This window comes from Methanococcoides alaskense (assembly GCF_027594145.1).
In the GTDB taxonomy this organism is placed as follows: domain Archaea; phylum Halobacteriota; class Methanosarcinia; order Methanosarcinales; family Methanosarcinaceae; genus Methanococcoides; species Methanococcoides alaskense.
In genome coordinates, this window is the sequence record NZ_JAQFFK010000003.1 from 595135 (window position 1) to 613009 (window position 17875).

At 40.6% G+C, this 17875-nt stretch carries 15 protein-coding genes; 11 read left to right on the forward strand and 4 right to left on the reverse strand.

Annotated features, from left to right (window positions below):
• Positions 1-67 precede the first annotated feature (67 nt).
• Together purB and PBV53_RS06815 are read left to right on the forward strand one after the other, a co-directional pair.
• Positions 68-1408 (forward strand): adenylosuccinate lyase, encoded by a 1341-nt coding sequence (gene purB, locus PBV53_RS06810; protein WP_270096394.1) that lies wholly within the window; start codon positions 68-70, stop codon positions 1406-1408.
• A gap of 9 nt (positions 1409-1417) precedes the next feature.
• The gene (locus PBV53_RS06815; RefSeq protein WP_270096395.1) at positions 1418-2002 is read left to right on the forward strand and encodes an FmdE family protein; all 585 of its coding nucleotides are present in this window, start codon (positions 1418-1420) and stop codon (positions 2000-2002) included.
• A 48-nt stretch (positions 2003-2050) separates the two neighbouring features.
• Here the strand turns inward: PBV53_RS06815 and uvrA are convergent, their stop codons facing one another.
• The 3 genes from uvrA to PBV53_RS06830 form a co-directional block, all read right to left on the reverse strand.
• Positions 2051-4876 carry an excinuclease ABC subunit UvrA gene (gene uvrA, locus PBV53_RS06820; protein WP_270096396.1) on the reverse strand — a complete coding sequence of 942 codons (2826 nt, stop codon included), beginning with the start codon at positions 4874-4876 and terminating at the stop codon, positions 2051-2053.
• 94 nt (positions 4877-4970) lie between these two features.
• Entirely contained in the window at positions 4971-5819 is an 849-nt protein-coding gene (locus tag PBV53_RS06825) for a TatD family hydrolase (protein ID WP_270096397.1), read from the reverse strand.
• Positions 5820-6012: 193 nt separating this feature from the next.
• A complete protein-coding gene (locus tag PBV53_RS06830; protein ID WP_270096398.1) occupies positions 6013-7242 on the reverse strand; it encodes a PGF-pre-PGF domain-containing protein in 1230 nt (409 codons plus the stop codon).
• Positions 7243-7487: 245 nt separating this feature from the next.
• Here PBV53_RS06830 and mdh point away from each other — a divergent pair, with 245 nt between their 5' ends.
• The 8 genes from mdh (at position 7488) to PBV53_RS06875 (ending at position 16166) form a co-directional block, all read left to right on the forward strand.
• The gene (gene mdh / locus PBV53_RS06835) at positions 7488-8411 is read left to right on the forward strand and encodes a malate dehydrogenase (RefSeq protein WP_270096399.1); all 924 of its coding nucleotides are present in this window, start codon (positions 7488-7490) and stop codon (positions 8409-8411) included.
• Positions 8412-9026: 615 nt separating this feature from the next.
• On the forward strand, positions 9027-11018 hold the full coding sequence (locus tag PBV53_RS06845; RefSeq protein WP_270096400.1) for a tetratricopeptide repeat protein: 1992 nt from the start codon (positions 9027-9029) through the stop codon (positions 11016-11018).
• A 221-nt stretch (positions 11019-11239) separates the two neighbouring features.
• Complete coding sequence (locus PBV53_RS06850; protein WP_270096401.1) at positions 11240-12163, forward strand: toll/interleukin-1 receptor domain-containing protein; 924 nt, start codon at positions 11240-11242, stop codon at positions 12161-12163.
• A 222-nt stretch (positions 12164-12385) separates the two neighbouring features.
• Positions 12386-12670, forward strand: a complete 285-nt coding sequence (locus PBV53_RS06855; protein ID WP_270096402.1) for a hypothetical protein — start codon at positions 12386-12388, stop codon at positions 12668-12670.
• Between the two features lie 55 nt (positions 12671-12725).
• Entirely contained in the window at positions 12726-14951 is a 2226-nt protein-coding gene (locus PBV53_RS06860; protein ID WP_270096403.1) for an NADP-dependent isocitrate dehydrogenase, read from the forward strand.
• A 5-nt stretch (positions 14952-14956) separates the two neighbouring features.
• Positions 14957-15160 (forward strand): hypothetical protein, encoded by a 204-nt coding sequence (locus PBV53_RS06865; RefSeq protein ID WP_270096404.1) that lies wholly within the window; start codon positions 14957-14959, stop codon positions 15158-15160.
• A 139-nt stretch (positions 15161-15299) separates the two neighbouring features.
• Positions 15300-15509 carry a hypothetical protein gene (locus PBV53_RS06870; RefSeq protein WP_270096405.1) on the forward strand — a complete coding sequence of 70 codons (210 nt, stop codon included), beginning with the start codon at positions 15300-15302 and terminating at the stop codon, positions 15507-15509.
• A gap of 159 nt (positions 15510-15668) precedes the next feature.
• Positions 15669-16166, forward strand: coding sequence for a flavodoxin family protein (locus tag PBV53_RS06875; RefSeq protein ID WP_270096406.1), 498 nt, complete (start codon positions 15669-15671; stop codon positions 16164-16166).
• 63 nt (positions 16167-16229) lie between these two features.
• Here PBV53_RS06875 and PBV53_RS06880 read toward each other — a convergent pair whose 3' ends face one another.
• A complete protein-coding gene (locus PBV53_RS06880; protein WP_270096407.1) occupies positions 16230-16781 on the reverse strand; it encodes a winged helix-turn-helix domain-containing protein in 552 nt (183 codons plus the stop codon).
• Between the two features lie 372 nt (positions 16782-17153).
• On the opposite strand from PBV53_RS06880, the gene PBV53_RS06885 reads away from it, so the two are divergent.
• Positions 17154-17855, forward strand: a complete 702-nt coding sequence (locus tag PBV53_RS06885; RefSeq protein ID WP_270096408.1) for a flavodoxin family protein — start codon at positions 17154-17156, stop codon at positions 17853-17855.
• Positions 17856-17875 lie beyond the last annotated feature (20 nt).

Genomic DNA, 17875 nt, shown 5'->3' on the forward strand with positions numbered 1-17875 from the left:
TTTGTTGTTTATCTACCCACTATAGTTCATTAGTAAATCAATTCCACATCAAAGGAGACCAAAAGACATGGCAATCCATCCTATCGAATACCGTTACGGTACTGACGAAATGAAATATGTCTGGAGCGAGGCAAACCGCCTTGAAAAGCTCTTGAAGACCGAAGCAGCACTCTCAAATGCCGAAGCAAAGATCGGTATGGTGCCTGCTGAAGCTGCAGCAGAGATCGAGAAAAGCATAGCTCATGTAAAGATCGAGAGAGTTGCTGAGATAGAAGATGAGATCCACCATGACATGATGGCTATTGTTATTGCTATTTCTGAGCAATGCACAGATGACGCTGCAAAGTGGGTACACTTTGGTGCAACTTCCAACGATATCCTGGACACAGCTACCGCTCTTCAGATGATGGATGCTGTGGCTATCCTTGAGGAGAAGACAAGGACACTTCTTGATGTATTGCTCACAAAGGCGGAAGAGCACAAGAACACTGTCTGTGCCGGCAGGACACACGGTCAGATCGGTGTGCCGACAACATACGGCTTGAGATTTGCTATCTGGGCAAGTGAGGTTGGAAGACACCTCGAACGCTTAGCACAACTTACACCACGTCTTCTGGTAGGTCAGATGACAGGTGCTGTGGGTACACAGGCTGCATTTGGTAACGATGGCATAGAGATCCAGGAATACGCAATGGAATATCTCGGTCTTGGCAGTGTTGATGTTTCAAATCAGATAATCCAGCGTGACCGCCACGCAGAATTCGTCATGTGGATGGCAAACACCGTGACCACCCTTGACAAGATCGCTGTAGAGATACGCACCCTCCAGAGAAGCGAGATCGCAGAAGTGGAGGAGAGCTTCCGCAAGGGCCAGGTAGGTTCATCCACAATGCCTCACAAGAGGAACCCTATCAAATCAGAACAGATAAGTGGTCTAGCACGTATCGTTCGTTCAATGGTCGAGCCGGAACTTCTGAACAACACCCTCTGGGATGAACGTGACCTCACTAACTCCTCCTGCGAAAGGATCGTTTTCCCTGAAAGCTGTGTCCTTACAGACCATCTCTTAAAGCTCGCAATAGGCGTAATCGAGAACTTGAGATTCTATCCTGAGAACATCCGCAGGAACCTCGACCTCTTACGTGGTCTTAACATGGGTGAAGCTATCATGATCGATCTGGCAAAACGCGGTGTTGGCAGGCAGGAAGCCCATGAGATCGTGCGCAGTTCCGCAATGGAAGCCCATGAATCAGGAAAGCATCTCAAGGATGTCCTCCTCAGTAGACCGGACGTTACAAAGTATCTGACCGAATCCGACATCAACGATCTTCTAAATCCTGACATGTACATCGGTACCGCAGTAGCTCAGGTCGAGAATGTTGTGGAAAAGCTCAGAACTCAGGTGTAAGGTGATATAATGGATCTGGAAGACGCAATAGAGTTCCACGGTCACCTTTGTCCGGGACTTGTTATCGGTTACAGAGTAGGCACCTATGCTGCTGAGCAGTTCAAGGACCGCTCAGAGGATGAGGAACTAGTAGTTGTCGTAGAGAACAAATCATGCGCTGTCGATGCTATACAAGTCATCAATGGTTGCACATTCGGAAAAGGCAATCTTGTCTTTAAAGACCTTGGCAAGCATATCTACACTTTCTTCAAGAGAGGGGACCGCAATGCTCTGCGAATATCTCTAAATCCTCGCAAAAGGAGCAACGATGAAAAGTACAATGAACTTTTCCCAAAAGTAAGAAATGGAACAGCCACCGCTGAGGAGCTTGAGGAGTTCAGAAAAAGACATGCTGAGAAGGCCTATGCCATCCTTGCCATTCCAGATGAGGAATTGTTCACCGTCACGCATGTTGAAACAGAACCACCGGAAAAAGCAATGGTCTATCGTTCCATAGCATGCGCGGAATGTGGCGAGGAAGCCATGGAAACCCGTCTGCGTGTAAAGGAAGGTAAAACGGTCTGCCTTTCCTGTTTTGAAGGACACGATATCTGACCCAGAGGTCAGATATCAATTAAATTACATTCCTTCTCTTTTTTATCATCATTTCTTGAGCGCTTTTTTCAGGAACTCTCCGGTATATGATCCTTTGACCTTTGCTACCTTCTCAGGCGTTCCCTTTGCGATAACTTTGCCACCACGTTCTCCTCCTTCAGGTCCAAGGTCTATGACCCAGTCTGCGGTCTTTATAACGTCAAGATTGTGCTCGATCACAATAACAGTATTCCCTGTTTCCACCAATCTTTGAAGCACGTCAAGCAGTTTGTTCACGTCATCAAAATGAAGTCCGGTGGTCGGTTCATCAAGGATAAATACCGTCTTTCCGGTTGAGCGGCGACTAAGTTCGGTCGCAAGCTTTACACGCTGGGCTTCCCCACCCGAAAGTGTGGTGGAAGACTGACCAAGCTTGATGTATCCCAATCCAACATCGAAAAGGGTTTGCAGTTTATTCCTGATCTTAGGGACGTTCTCAAAGAATCCCAGGGCTTCCTCAACGGTCATATCAAGAACATCAGCGATATTTTTGTCCTTGTAATTCACTTCCAGTGTCTCATGGTTGTACCTTTTTCCGTGACATACCTCACAAGGCACATAAACGTCAGGCAAGAAGTGCATCTCGATCGTTATGGTCCCATCACCTGAACATGTCTCACATCTGCCTCCACGAACATTGAAGCTGAACCTTCCGGGCTTGTAGCCACGTGTCTTTGCCATCTTTGTCTGTGAGAACAACTCTCGTATGGGTGTGAACAGATTGGTGTATGTGGCAGGGTTTGAGCGCGGTGTTCGTCCTATTGGCGACTGGTCGATGGTGATGACCTTATCCACCAGTTCAAGACCTTTTATATCCTTATATTTGCCCGGTCTCTCCCGGGAACGATGCAACTTCTGTGACAGTACCTTGTTCAATGTCTCATTGATAAGCGTACTTTTTCCGGAACCTGATACTCCGGTAACACAGGTCATTACTCCAAGCGGGAAATCTACATCTATTCCCTTGAGATTGTTCTGTGAAGCCCCCACAATAACAAGTTTTCCTGCAGGTTTACGTCTTTGTTCCGGGATGGCGATCTCCAGTTTACCACTCATGTATTGTCCGGTACGTGAATCAGGATGGGCCATTATCTCTTCAGGAGTTCCTTCTGCGACTATCTCTCCACCATGTATGCCTGCCCCCGGTCCCATGTCAACAACATGATCACAGTTCATGATGGTCTCTTCATCATGCTCGACCACTATAACAGTATTTCCAATATCTCTCAGATGCTTTAACGTATTAATGAGCCTGAGATTATCTCTCTGATGCAGACCGATACTCGGCTCGTCAAGGATGTACAGCACACCCATGAGGCTGGAACCTATCTGTGTTGCAAGTCTTATCCTTTGGGCTTCCCCGCCCGACAGGGTAGCTGCTGAACGGCTCAGGGTAAGGTAATCAAGTCCCACATCCATCAGGAAACCCAGTCTTGCCTTGATTTCCTTGAGTATGAGTCTCGCAATGGAATATTCGCGTGGTGTGAGCTTTGTTTCAAGTTCTTCGAAGAACAATAGGGCAGTCTCCACGGACATACGGGTGACCTTGAGAATGTTCTGTTCATTAATAGTAACTGCAAGACTTGCGGGTTTTAGTCTGTCTCCATTACAGGATGTGCAGGGTTTGGTGGTGATGTACTTTTTCAGGGTATCTTTTCGGTTCTCGGATTCTGTGCTATTATATATCTTTGATATATTGGCGATGACCCCATTGAACTTACCCTTGTGTTTCCACATCCCACCGTTCTTACCGATGTGCACATAATCGATCAACCCGCTGGCACCGTTGAAGATGATATCCTTGTGCTCAGGTGCAAGTTCCTCAAAAGGCACATCCATGGAGAACCCATAGCGGTCCGCAACGGATTTCAGTGACTGCATGTAATACCCATCCTTCTTGCCCCAATGTTCAATGGCTCCTTCATGCAATGAAAGGGTGGTGTCGGATACGATAAGTTCAGGATCGAACTCCATGGAAGTTCCAAGACCATGACATTCCTCGCATGCTCCCTGAGGGCTGTTGAACGAGAATGCCGATGGCTCCATGTCCTCAAAACCAATCTCACAATCAGTACATGCCAGATTTTCACTGAAGACCATTTCCTCTTTGTCAAGCACATGAACTATCAGTGTGCCACCACTTTTTTCCAGTGCGGTCTCAACGGCATCTGTAACTCTTTCCCGAATGTCGTCCTTTATTACGATCCTGTCCACTACGGCTTCGATATTGTGTTTGTTATAACGTCCCAGCTCAAGTGTCTCTGCATCTTCAAGGGCTATTATCTCGCCATCGACCCTTGCACGTGCAAACCCTTCTGTGCGAAGCTCCGTGAGCAATTTCTTGTATTCTCCCTTGCGTTCCCGCACAAGTGGCGCAAGGATGTGTATCTTGGACCCTTCCTCTATCTTCAATATGCTATCGACTATCTGGTCAACGCTCTGAGGTTCAATTGCCTTGCCACATTTTGGGCAGTGCCGTATTCCTATCCTCGCATAGAGCAACCTAAGATAATCGTATATCTCTGTGACAGTACCGACCGTAGAACGCGGGTTCTTACTGGTGGTTTTCTGCTCAATGGAAATTGCAGGGGAAAGCCCTTCGATGTATTCCACATCCGGTTTTTCCATGAGTCCCAGAAATTGTCTTGCATAAGCTGACAACGATTCCACGTATCGTCTCTGACCCTCCGCATATATTGTATCAAAAGCAAGGGAAGATTTTCCAGACCCGCTGAGTCCGGTTATGACTATCAGTTTATCACGCGGGAATGTAACGTCTACATTCTTAAGATTGTGCTCTTTAGCACCTTTTACGATGATGCTTGTAAGGGACATGTGTGGTTATAATTATGATTGGTTTGAATAAATATATGCCGGAGGTGAGTGCAGGGCGGATGTATTGAAATACAAGGTTAGTTTGTTCCCGGACTCAGAGTTCGATGTTTACGCCATAGACCTCTTCCACATTTTCCTTATGGATCTTCCAGAAAGGTTCTTGCCCATACTCTTCTATAAGTTTCAGTGTTCTTCGGGGGATAGTTTTAGGTCCAAGGACAGTTCCCGGTCTTTCAGGATCATCGATATAGTCGGTTTCCATCATGAAGCGATTTCCCTGTTCAAGAGCTTCTTCGATGGCTCCTTTTCCTGCCAAGACACCCGGGAAGATGCCAAGCCTTTCACAGACATTAACAAGCGGTGGAGCGTAATGCTTGACCACTCTATTGAGCTGAATGCCGGTACTTTTTGCTCTTTCAGTGATGTCTATCAGTTCCGGTTCCCCAACACTTTCAGTATGTAACTGAATGGCACAACCGGCATCTTTTGCCAGTGTGAACCCATGTTCCATGATAACATTGGATGCATCCCATATCTCTTCCGACACCGGGTAGTGTGGTCTTCCACTTTTAAGCCCCACTGCAAGCCCTTCTTCAACGTACTCTGAAGCTATCTCAAGTCCGCTTTTCATAAGCTCCACTGCCTTTTCAAGTTCCATACGTTCGTTCAGTTTGTTTATCTCCGCAGGATGGACTCCAAGGACCGGAAATGCTGTGACACCGGTCTCGTTGATCTGGTTAGCAAGGTCAACGGTCTCATCAAACACTATCTTGTAATCTTCCGGTCTTGTAACTTCCACTCCTATGGTCCACGTTGGTTTTGTCACAAGGATTATGTGGGTACCGCCTGCATTCTGGAACTCTTTGACAGCTTTGAGTCCCTTTGCACGAGGGTCGATGTGCATGTGTTCATCGGTTATGGGGATCTTTGGAGATGTGTTCATGTATTTATTGATGTGTTGGGGGTTGAATAATGTTATTGTTTGTTCTGATCTTATTCGAAAATTTCATTTATTAATTCTTTTTTTATTGTTAAAGAAAGGGTTGGCAAAAGGCTCTAGGGAAAACCGAAAGAAAAAGTCCAAACAAAGAAACCTTGGCTCAAAGGTATAAAGAAAAAAAGGAAAAGAAAGAAGCTCAGTTCTTTCTCTTGCTGAATACGTAAGCACAACCCAGAAGCATCACTGATAAGATCCCTGAAATTCCCGGGGTGTTATTTGGTTCGCTGGCAGCTTCATCCTCAATTGGTGTTTCTGCTTCAGCATCTGATCCTGCATATTTTGGTTCAGAATCCTTTGCTATCGATGTATCATCCTCTTCTGTATTCGCTGAAATGGCAAATGGCGAGAATCCGGGAGTTTCTGCTTCAAAATAGATGTATGAATCATCTTCCCCTATCTTTATGGTATTCAAATTGTTCCATTTACCTTTACTATGGCGATACAATGCAATAGCATTTTCATTGATCTCATTCTCTGTGAGCCATGCCTTAGATACGCTAAAGCCTATCACAGGATGTGCAATGTTATCTTCTGTAGCGAATCCCACTTTACCAACCCAAATGTTAAGGTTGCTATATACAAGTCCGGGAGCACTTTCATTGACCATTGCAGACCTATTTTTGAGGACTTCGACCGTTGTTGAAACCTCTCCATAATTCTTGAGTGCGGTGAACTTGATGTAATCAATGGCATTCTGTTCTTCATCGAAAGTGTAGCTAATTACGGCACCACCGATGATGTTCTCCATTTTCACATCTTTAAATCCGATGTTCTCAAAGGCTTCACCGGATGCTCCACTTCCACCGTTACTGCTGCCGGAGGAACTGCTGCCACCACTATTTGAGACCTCAGTTTTCTCATCGATGGTCGATGTTGCATCTTCGACATCCATCTGTGTTTCACAGTCAATTGGCTGGATTCCTGGAGCTGCTACTGCCAGGTCGAAATCTCCATCAAATGTGTATGTTCCTGGTGCTGCATCTTCAGGTATTGTTACATCATAGGTAAACTGCGCGGCACCTGGTGCTGAGTTGATGTAAATCCAGTTTACTGTATTTGCATTAAAGATCGATCCATCATCAGATGGATTGCTTACTGTCCAGCCTCTAGGCGCATTTTCCTCGATGACAGTCTTGTCCGCGCCATCAAGTGTGATGTCCAGGATCACAGTGATTGTGTCGCCTGGGTTTGCACTTACCGGAAGTTCTCTGCAGACATTTAGCTCTTCAGCTAATGCTGCACCGGTGTTTACAAGCAACAACAAAAGTAATGCTAAACCAATGATCCTGCAAGATCTCAGGTTGAAATAGGATATTTTACTAACTCTGCTAATGAATCGAGAATCTACATCTAATGTTTTAATCATATCACCCACCACGAAAATATTAACTACAAAAATACCAAACACCATTGGTATATAAAAATATATAATTATGTCATATAAATGTTTCGAGCTTCTATTTTGCAAATCTATTTTTAAATATGTAATAGTTCGGCTCTGTAGAGATATCCTCAAATAAACTAAGAACACATATATTAATGTTAAGCATCAAACATAAATTGCAATGTATTGATCATTAAATATGTCCAATCATTCGGAGGTAGTTACAAATGAAGAAAATATCAGTCATAGGATCAGGTAACGTTGGCTCTACTACTGTTCAGCGTCTTGCAGAACTTGAGCTCGGGGACATTGTTATGACCGATGTTGTTGAAGGTCTGCCTGAAGGGAAAGCACTTGATATTATACAGGCTGCTCCTGTTCTTGGATACAATGTGGACATATTGGGCACGACCGATTACGCTGACATTGCGGATTCTGATGTTGTTATCATTACCGCAGGAATTGCCCGGAAAAAGGGAATGATGCGTGACGACCTGATGAAGATAAATGCAAATATAATAAGAGATGTATCTGAAAATATCTCGCAATATGCACCTGAAGCCATAGTTATCACGGTCTCCAATCCACTTGACGTAATGACCTATGCCACACAGAAATATACAGGACTGGAACATGATCGGGTATTTGGAATGAGTGGAGTACTTGATTCAAGTCGTTTTGCAGCATTCATTGCAATGGAACTTGGAATTTCAGTACGGGATGTTTCTGCACTCGTACTTGGAGGACATGGTGATTCCCTCGTAGCATTGCCACAATATACCACAGTATCAGGAGTTCCTATCTCAAAATTGCTTCCAGAAGAAACGATCGATAGGCTGATACAGCGCACCATCAACGCCGGAACTGAAATTGTTGAATATCTTAAGACAGGCAGTGCTTTCTATGCCCCGGCAGCAGCCATTGCCACCATGGTAGAAGCCGTGATAAAAGATCAAAAACGAGTTCTTCCTGCAGCCGCTTATTTGCAAGGGGAATATAACGAGAACGACTTATATCTGGGAGTACCTGTGATATTAGGCAAAAATGGAGTGGAAGAGGTCCTCGAACTTGAATTGACAGAAAGCCAGCAACAGGCATTTTCAATATCTGCTAAGTCTGTGCGTGATGGGATCGGAAAGTTGCAACTGTAATGTAGAGGGATATAAATTACATATCTTTCAATCCCTTTCGATCTACTGTCAGTTTTATCTGATAATATCAGTAGATCTCTTATATTTCCTTCCTTCACTTTTCAAAAGAAAAGAAACTAAAGCATAGATGTCGTATCATAGAATCAGGTATGTATAAACAAGGTAGAGAGCTTAATCTTAGAAAGATGCAAAGAGGTAAGCCTCCATTAAAGATTGATTCTTATATGCATCTCCCCTGCTATTAATAAGATAAATTCTTGATTTTTTTAGTATTTATTACATTCTTATTGCGTGTGGTCTTGCCCTTACTGTCCTATCCTGTTTCTCATGTACATCTCTTGTGCTTATCGTTCTCCTATTGCCTGATATCCATGGGATAGGCAACGTATGATAACTAAAATATGTTTTATACTGAATGGAAGAAGATGGGATTCTCAAAAGGCACTTTGCATTATATGAAGCAGATAGCCTTTTAGTTTGAATACACATGTGAAGGAAAAATTAAAGATGTAGGGAAATGTTATCTTTGTAGAAATAGCTACTAACTGTAGAGGAATACTTATTTATGCTGCATAATATCTATCAAAGTATGTTGGTTTAAACGGGGTTTTTAAGTTGAACTTATGGAAAGAAATTATTTCAATTTTGGCTGCATTGATTACTATATTTTCCATAGTACCTTCGAATTTCCAAATTGTAGCTGTAATACTAGTTTTTTTGTCCTTGATAATATATCATGTTAATGAAAAAAAATTACATGAAAAATTGAAGGGAGTAAACCTCTATAAAGACAACAATCGTAAGAAAATAAATTATACAATTTTATTTGTTTTGATTATATTTATTATTTCTGCATTCGGTTTTTCTTACTTTAATAGTCACTTTTTCCCTGAGCCTCCTGAAGATAAATTTGTAGTTGCGATTTTCCCTCTTTATTTGGGAAATTCAAACGATGGCGAAATAGATTCCGATACTGCAGAAGATATTAGACGGTTAATTGAAATTGATTCTACTGGTAGGATTGAAGCTATTATTTTGGATGAGCCCCCATCTAGTGAATCTGATGCGATAACTAGAGGAAAAAAGGTTGCATCTCATCTCGTTATTTATGGAGTGAATAAAAACAAAATCGGGGACATTGTTGAAATCGAATTCAATGTACTGCCAATAAATTTTGATTCAAAAGTGAGACAAAATAGCTTAGCTAATGACGGAAAAATGAGTGAAAGCATTGTATTTTCACGTTATGATACGGATGCATTAACAATTGTTGAATCCTTAAAAGAAAACGTATCATCAACAGTAAATGTGATTTTTGCATTTGAATACTATGATAGATCTGAATACGCTTTTGCTATTGATAAGTTTAAATCTGTCAAGAATTATGAAGAAAATGACTTAATATTACTGTATATTGGAAATTGCTTTTTCTTTGAGAATGACTATGAGGAGGCACTATACTACTTTAACAAAGTATTAGATAAAAATTTACAAGATTCAGTCGCTTGGTGCAACAAAGGTGCAAGTCTCTTCTATTTGGACAGATATGAAGAAGCATTAAAAGCTTATGATAAAGCAATTGAAATTAACTCACGGGAAGCAGATGCTTGGTACAGTAAAGGAATTGTTTATTTTTATTTAGAAAACCATATAAAAGCAATAGAATCCTATGATAAAGCAATTGAAATAAGTCCAAATCACTCAGCTGCATGGGATAACAAAGGTTTAGCATTTGCAAGTCTAGGTGATTATGAAGCATCACTAAATGCTCATGAAAATGCGCTAAAAGCAAACCCACAAAGTTTTGAAGCTTGGAACAATAAAGGCATTGATCACGCTAAATTGGGTCAATACGAGGAAGCAATAAAATCCTTTGATAAATCATTAGAAATCGACTCAAATTATCCAATTGCATGGACGAATAAAGGTCTGGCACTTGGAAATTTAGGAGATTATGAAGGTGCATTGGATGATCATGAAAAAGCACTAAAAATTAACCCAAATTACAAAGAAGCTTGGAGAAACAAAGGAATTGCACTTTTTTATTTAGGTCAATATAATGCATCATTAAAAGCTTGTGAAGAAGCACTAAAAATTGATTCAGATTACTTTGATGCTTTGGTTAACAAAGGATTAAGTCTTGACAAATTAGGCCGATATGAAGAAGCTTTAAAGACATACGATGAAGCAATTGAAATTAGCCCACAAGATTCCCATGTTTGGTACAGTAAAGGGGTGAGTTTTGTACACTTTGGTAATTATTCAGAGGGAATAAATGCTTTTGAAAACGCATTAAAATATGATCCAATGAATTTTGAATCTTGGGTTAATAAAGGATCAAGTTTCAATCAATTGGGCAATCATTCAGAAGCAATAAAAGCTTTCGACAAAGCGCTGGAAATCAATCCACAAAGTTTTGAAGCTTGGAATAATAAGGGAATTAGTCACGCGAAATTGGGTCAATACGAGGAAGCAGCAGAAGCTTTTGATAAAGCAGTAGAGATTAATCCTGATTCTTCAAGTGTGAATAAAAATAAAATACTTGCTTTTAATGAACTGGATGAAGAAAATTCCGTTAACCACTTTAGCAAATTGATTTTTGTTTAAGGTTTATATAACCATAAATTATTACGACATGGTTCGGTATTGTAACTACAAAAGCGTTGCCATTTTTCATTTCGTATATATCCCCTCCATCTATACGAGGAGCTTTAATTGAACCACTCATACTCCTCGCACACTAATCGTTTTCCATCCATCAAGATCATTACATACCTTTAACTATTCATCGATAAATTTATATTTTTAACGACTGTTAGTTCCTCTGCATGACTCACAATTTTGATGATAAATTCTGGATTAATATTGAAAGGCTGTTCCTTCATGTTCATTCACCCATAAAATTCATAGAACTTTTGAAAAAGTATGAAATTGATTATCCTCTTGAGTCATATTCTGGTTTATTTGATTTAGATACGCCTACCAATCGCTCTTTCCATACTAACGAAAACCGTGAATTTCTGCAAGGCAAAAATTATTCTTTTGCAAACTTTATGGGAAATGTCCCACATAGCAACTATCTGGGGTTGCTAACTGCTATTCTGTTTGATGATCAAATTATAGAGACGAAAGAAGATCCTTTTAATTACTATAGTGAAAATGTTTCAGAATGGTATCCTAATTTAATTGATAGTTTGGTAGAATGTAACATAACAATTGATGATAAAAAACTAGTATTTAATGAGAGTATTATCGAAGAATCAACAGCTGCACCAAGTTGTTTTATCAGCTACTCATGGGATGATGAGGAACATCGGGATTGGGTTCTATCTCTAGCTAATAAACTTCGTGAAAATGGGGTTGATGCAAATTTAGACCGATGGGTGCCTGAGGGTGGTGACTTACATCATTTTATGGAATCATCTATCACAAATTCTGATTATGTGGTCCTTGTCCTTACTCCTAATTATGCAAAAAAAGCAAATGATAGGACCGGTGGAGTGGGTTATGAAAATGCAATAATTACAGGAGAAATCGATGAACATTTTAAAGATATAAAATACATACCTATATTAAAATCCGGTAAGTTTAAGAGTTCGGCTCCAGCGTATCTCAAGACAAAAAAATATATTTCTTTCAAAAAATTAGATGAATTTGATCAGAAATTAGATGACCTTTTGCGTGCAATCCATGGAATGCCAAAACATCCACGCCCACCATTAGGTTCAAACCCCTACTTAAGTAGTGAGTAATTTGCCACTGATGAACGATCACCAGTAGGTGTAAGTGAAGATGGCTTTGTAGATATAAATGACTTCTTAAATGAAGAAAATAACAAATATATTCTAACTCAAAATACTATTCAAGTTCCATATTTTGAATCGAAGGGTAACGATATTGGGGAATGTATAGTACATGCCAAACTTTTAGAAAACTATGAAAAAGCATATTGCATTGAGTGCATAGACCAATTCATGGAATTCGATGAGTTGAACGATATAATTCAAAAATATTATTCATATTTCAAGAAAAATACTCATTATCTCTCTGCATTTGGTATCAATCAAGAAACGTGCAATTGGTTTGGCTATGGTCCTTTGAATTTTATTACTGCATTAAAAGTTCATGAAAAAGCTCAATGGACACCCTATAAAAACCAGAAAATAACAGGTTGGCCGGAGATGACAATGAGCCGCGGAGATATCATTGTGCAAAATGACGAATTCCTGGGTAAAAAGGGATGGGGTCTCTTTATATAGAATAAAGCGCCTCGCTTCGATAAAATGTTATTAATTTACAGAGAAAAGGATTAACATGGCACAAAAACCGACAATCATTTATACGAAAACCGATGAAGCTCCGGCTTTATCAACCAGTTCGCTCCTGCCTATTGTACAGGCTTATGTGAAAAACGCCGGAATCAGTATGGAAACGAGGGATATCTCCCTGGCGGGAAGAATCATTGCCCAGTTTCCTGAAAGACTGACAGAGGACCAGAAGATTTCCGATACCCTTTCCGAATTGGGAGAGATGGTCTTAACTCCGGAAGCCAACATTATCAAACTACCCAATATCAGCGCTTCAGTTCCCCAGATCAAAGCGACAGTCGCAGAACTCCAGGCTCAGGGATATGATCTGCCCGATTATCCCGAAGATCCTTCTAATGATGAAGAAAAGGCGATCAAAGCGAAATTCGATATTGCCAAGGGCAGTGCTGTTAACCCTGTATTGAGAGAAGGGAATTCTGACCGCAGAGCTCCTAAAGCTGTAAAAAATTATGCGAAAAAACATCCCCATTCCATGGGAGAATGGAAGTCTGATTCCAAATCCCATGTAGCCAGCATGACAGGCGGAGATTTTTACGGCAGTGAGAAATCTGTTGAAATTGAAGATGCTACCAATTTCAGAATTTTCTTTACAGATGACGCTGGTAATAAAACACTATTAAAAGACAAAGCCCCTCTTCAGACCGGAGAAATCATTGATGCAGCTGTTATGAATAAAAAAGCGCTTCAGGCATTTCTGGCTGAACAGATAGAAGATGCCAAAGCTAAAGATGTCTTATTCTCCGTTCATTTGAAAGCGACAATGATGAAAGTTTCCGACCCTATTATCTTCGGTCATGTGGTTAAGGTCTTCTTTAAAGAGATATTTGATAAATATGGTGATCTGCTTTCAGAATTGGGTGTAAATCCCAACCACGGACTGGGAGATCTCTATACAAAAATCCAGAATCTGCCTGAAGACAAACAGGCTGAGATCAAAGCAGATATAGAAGCTGTGTATGCCAAGAGACCGGCATTGGCTATGGTTAACTCCGATAAAGGAATTACCAATCTCCATGCTCCCAGCGATGTTATCGTCGACGCTTCCATGCCTGCAGCAATCCGCTCATCAGGCGGCATGTGGGGACCAGACGGGAAACTGAAAGATATGAAAGCCATAATTCCAGACCGCTCTTATTCGGGAGTGTATCAGGAAACTATTGAGTTCTGTCAAAAACACGGTGCCTTTGATCCATCAAAAATGGGAAGCGTTTCCAATGTGGGGCTTATGGCGCAAAAAGCTGAAGAATATGGCTCACATGACAAGACCTTTGAGATGACTGGTACAGGAAAAGTTCAAGTTATCGATGACAACAATAATGTACTCATTGAACAGCCGGTAGAGGAAGGAGATATCTTCCGCATGTGTCAGGTGAAAGACGCACCCGTTCAGGACTGGATCAAGCTGGCCGTTAAACGAGCCAAAGCGACAGGCAATCCTGCAGTCTTCTGGCTCGATGAGAAAAGAGCTCACGATTCACAGCTCATTAAAAAAGTGAACAAATACTTGAAAGATCATGAGACTGATGGCCTGGAACTATTGATCAAAGGTCCCATTGAAGCGACCAAGTTTTCATTGGAGATAATTAAAGAGGGTAAAGATACGATCTCTGTGACTGGAAATGCTTTGAGAGATTATCTGACAGACCTCTTTCCCATTTTGGAAGTGGGAACCAGTGCGAAAATGCTATCAATCGTTCCCCTAATGAATGGCGGTGGACTTTTCGAGACAGGTGCCGGCGGTTCGGCACCCAAACACGTACAGCAATTTGAATCGGAAGGTCACCTGCGTTGGGACTCCCTTGGTGAATTCCTGGCCTTAGCTGTTTCTCTGGAGCATCTGGGCAACAATTTTGATAATCCTAAAGCTCTGGTTTTAGCAGAAACATTGGATAAAGCGACAGAGCTGGTTCTGGAAAACGGAAGATCACCTTCCCGAAAAGTGAATGAGATCGATAACAGAGGATCTCATTTTTATCTGGCAATGTATTGGGCTCAGGCTCTGGCTGATCAGGAGAAAGATAGCGAATTAAAAGCGATCTTTGAACCTGTAGCTAAAGCCCTGATGGAAAATGAAGAGAAGATTGCCAATGAGTTGTTAGAAGCTCAGGGCAAAGCTATGGATCTCAAAGGACACTACGCTCCAGATGAGGAGTTGAAATCCCAGGCCATGAGACCTAGTGCGACTTTGAATGGGATTATCGATTCTATTTAATTTTATTGTGGAAACAAAAGGAAGCCCCGGTTTCGGCCGGGGAAATCCTATCCTATGAAGTACTGACACTTGAAGAAGCAGGAGTCTTGTCTGATGCTAATCGTATAGGTGTCATTGCAGGAACGATATCTAATGATGGTGGCTTTATTGTAATTGCACCTGACAGATCTACGTTTGTTGTAGCAATCCATCGAGAGATGTTTGTATGAATGATATGTTTGGTGAAGTTGTATTTAGTTACACTTCAAAACAAGCGGTTGAAGATGGTATCCTTTTTGATATCTTACAAGTTAATCCTGAATGGGAGAAGGGAATCTTTAGGTACATTACAACTAATCTAATGGCTACATGCAGGCTGATGATATCAATATCCCAAACCTGTTAGACCTTTTGAATCAGGCTACGAATATTGTGCGGAATACATCTGATGGCTTCAAAGATAAAGCTGAATCGTTTTATTCAGGCAGTATCGAGTTGCCCAGTGGGGAGAAACAGCAGATATTCATATCATTGAACGAGTTTGGTAAGTACGCAATTATGTTGTCTGAAGATCATTAACAATATAATAATTATTATTTTTTAGTTAATTATAAAGTTTGTAATAGCTCTATAATGTAGTATATTATTATGCACTAATTCAACATTTGTACATTTTGTTAACCTTTATCTATATATATCCATACTATCTAATTTTCATATTAGCTAAGGAGTGATTACATGAAAACATTAGTAACATATTTTTCACAGACAGGAAATACAAAAAAGATCGCAGAAGCTATTTATGGAGAAATAGCTGGTGAAAAGGAAATCAAAGAGATCAAGGACGTAAACAATTTAGAAGGCTATGACCTTGTATTTGTAGGTTCTCCAGTAATGGAATTTAACATTCCAAAGAAGGTTACAAATTTTATTTCAGAGAACGCAGCTGGTAAGAACATGGCATTCTTCATGACTCATGCTGTTCCTGAAGGATTTGAAGCCATACACTCATGGACTGGCTCCATCGAGGATCTCACAGCTAGCGGAAATTTCCTTGGTACATTCGAATGTCAGGGAGAACTTGCACAGCCTGTTAAAGAGATGCTCGAAAATTCCGAAGATCCAGAGATGAGGGGTTTTGCTGCTATGGTGGCTCCTGGTAAGGGACAGCCTGATGAAGCACATGTGCAGAAAGCAAGGGAATTCGCAAAAGAGATTCAGGCAAAGGTCCAGTGATCGATTATTCCTGTTTTTCTTTTTTTAAATTTTTTAACATTACCCTTTGGTGAATTTTGATTTTCAATCCTGCTTACTTTTATCAATACCTTGTATTTTTACAATATCTATTAGTGAATTGAGAAGATTATGGCCCTGCAAAACGATTTGATATTCACCTCGCTCTTCACGTTGGCGTATCAATCCTTTGCTTTGCAATTTATCCAGATGGAACAGAAGATTTCCACCACAAAGTTTTGTAAGTTTTGAAAGTGTAGTAAATGATTTGCCTTCATCATACAATGCTTTTAGAATCTGGACTCTTACAGCGCTACTCAATGGATCCCCGATCAAAATGGAGATCTGTTCTTCAGGAAGATCTCTAACTTGTATTTGCTCGTTGCTATCGGGTTGGTAAAAATTCATTTTTTGCAACATCTCAATCTGAGTTTCAAAACATGTTTCAGCATGTTGCAAGCAATTGGAACATTGCTTAGATTCCGATGCAAGTTCCTTCATTTTGTCAAACTTGTCCCTTAGACTTGAAATATTTGTATCTGATAGCTCTCCCTTTTTAGCATAACCAGATAAACTGTCAAAATAATCAATGTAAATAGGTTCACAATGTTCCCACATCGTACACTCATTTGATTCATGTTTGATAATAATTAAGTTATTATCTAAAGATCCCTCAATAAAATCTCCAGCACATTGATTCTTGAATTCATTGAGAACCGAATTTGTTTTGTCATTTGTTACATCCTCCTGTAATTAATCTTGAAATATCTTCTTCACTGGTTTTTGGTACCCAGTTGTTAACGTATTCTAATTTCCTGAGTTGTCGCCAAAAGATGATGTGTTGTATATATGTAGACCCTAGCGTTAGAAAAATGCACTGACGTGTAATTTGGTACATAATTATAACACACACGTATATATCTATGCACACAAATTATTAATTACGATCATTCATGGAAATAGATAGAAACTAATGGAGGAATTTAAAATATGAAAATACTAGGTATATCAGGAAGTCCAAGGCCAGAATCACGTTCAGGTTCTATTAAAGTGGTACAAAAAGTTTTAGAGAGCACAGGATGTGACTATGAACTTATTTCACTGCACGGTAAAAAAATAAATGGCTGTATTGCATGTCTGGCATGTGTTGAAGATAATGTATGTAAAGTAAATGATGACATGAAAACCATGCGTGACAAAATTGTTGAAGCTGATGCGTATGTTTTGAGTGGTGTAAACTACTACGGTACATTGAACGCATTGATGCATTCTTTCATTGAAAGATGGTGGCAATTCACGCACCGTGAAAATGATGTCCTCTGGGGAAAGCTTGCAGTTACTGTAAGTCTTGGAGGTTTTAATCCTGCACCACCTGCTGAGATTCTAAATACAATGTGCATAGCCAACTTGATCAAAGTTATAGATACTGTTGAAGGAATAGGTTCTCTCGGCTGCCACTATTGCGGCCACGGTGAAAACTGCAAAGTAGGAGGACACTATCGTGTATATGGACCTGACGCACCGATCACTCCAGAAAATATTCCTGATGCTACAAAAGATGAAAAAGTAATGCTTGCAGCTGAACAGGCAGGCAAAAAGCTTGGTGAACAACTGCGCTCTGCTGATTACAGCCGTGAGAAAACGACGCAAGAAGTTATGCAAGCTATGATGGCTCTAGAAGGACATGAGTAATTGCAGTAGCTTATAAGCTG

Bases quoted from the DNA above. Each gene is read 5' to 3' on its own strand.
- PBV53_RS06850 (WP_270096401.1), top strand. From the start codon at position 11,240: ATGACTCACAATTTTGATGATAAATTCTGGATTAATATTGAAAGGCTG.
- PBV53_RS06830 (WP_270096398.1), bottom strand. From the start codon at position 7,242: ATGATTAAAACATTAGATGTAGATTCTCGATTCATTAGCAGAGTTAGT.
- PBV53_RS06855 (WP_270096402.1), top strand. From the start codon at position 12,386: ATGGAATTCGATGAGTTGAACGATATAATTCAAAAATATTATTCATAT.
- PBV53_RS06815 (WP_270096395.1), top strand. From the start codon at position 1,418: ATGGATCTGGAAGACGCAATAGAGTTCCACGGTCACCTTTGTCCGGGA.
- PBV53_RS06880 (WP_270096407.1), bottom strand. From the start codon at position 16,781: ATGTGGGAACATTGTGAACCTATTTACATTGATTATTTTGACAGTTTA.
- PBV53_RS06860 (WP_270096403.1), top strand. From the start codon at position 12,726: ATGGCACAAAAACCGACAATCATTTATACGAAAACCGATGAAGCTCCG.
- PBV53_RS06875 (WP_270096406.1), top strand. From the start codon at position 15,669: ATGAAAACATTAGTAACATATTTTTCACAGACAGGAAATACAAAAAAG.
- purB (WP_270096394.1), top strand. From the start codon at position 68: ATGGCAATCCATCCTATCGAATACCGTTACGGTACTGACGAAATGAAA.
- uvrA (WP_270096396.1), bottom strand. From the start codon at position 4,876: ATGTCCCTTACAAGCATCATCGTAAAAGGTGCTAAAGAGCACAATCTT.
- PBV53_RS06870 (WP_270096405.1), top strand. From the start codon at position 15,300: ATGCAGGCTGATGATATCAATATCCCAAACCTGTTAGACCTTTTGAAT.
- mdh (WP_270096399.1), top strand. From the start codon at position 7,488: ATGAAGAAAATATCAGTCATAGGATCAGGTAACGTTGGCTCTACTACT.
- PBV53_RS06825 (WP_270096397.1), bottom strand. From the start codon at position 5,819: ATGAACACATCTCCAAAGATCCCCATAACCGATGAACACATGCACATC.
- PBV53_RS06885 (WP_270096408.1), top strand. From the start codon at position 17,154: ATGAAAATACTAGGTATATCAGGAAGTCCAAGGCCAGAATCACGTTCA.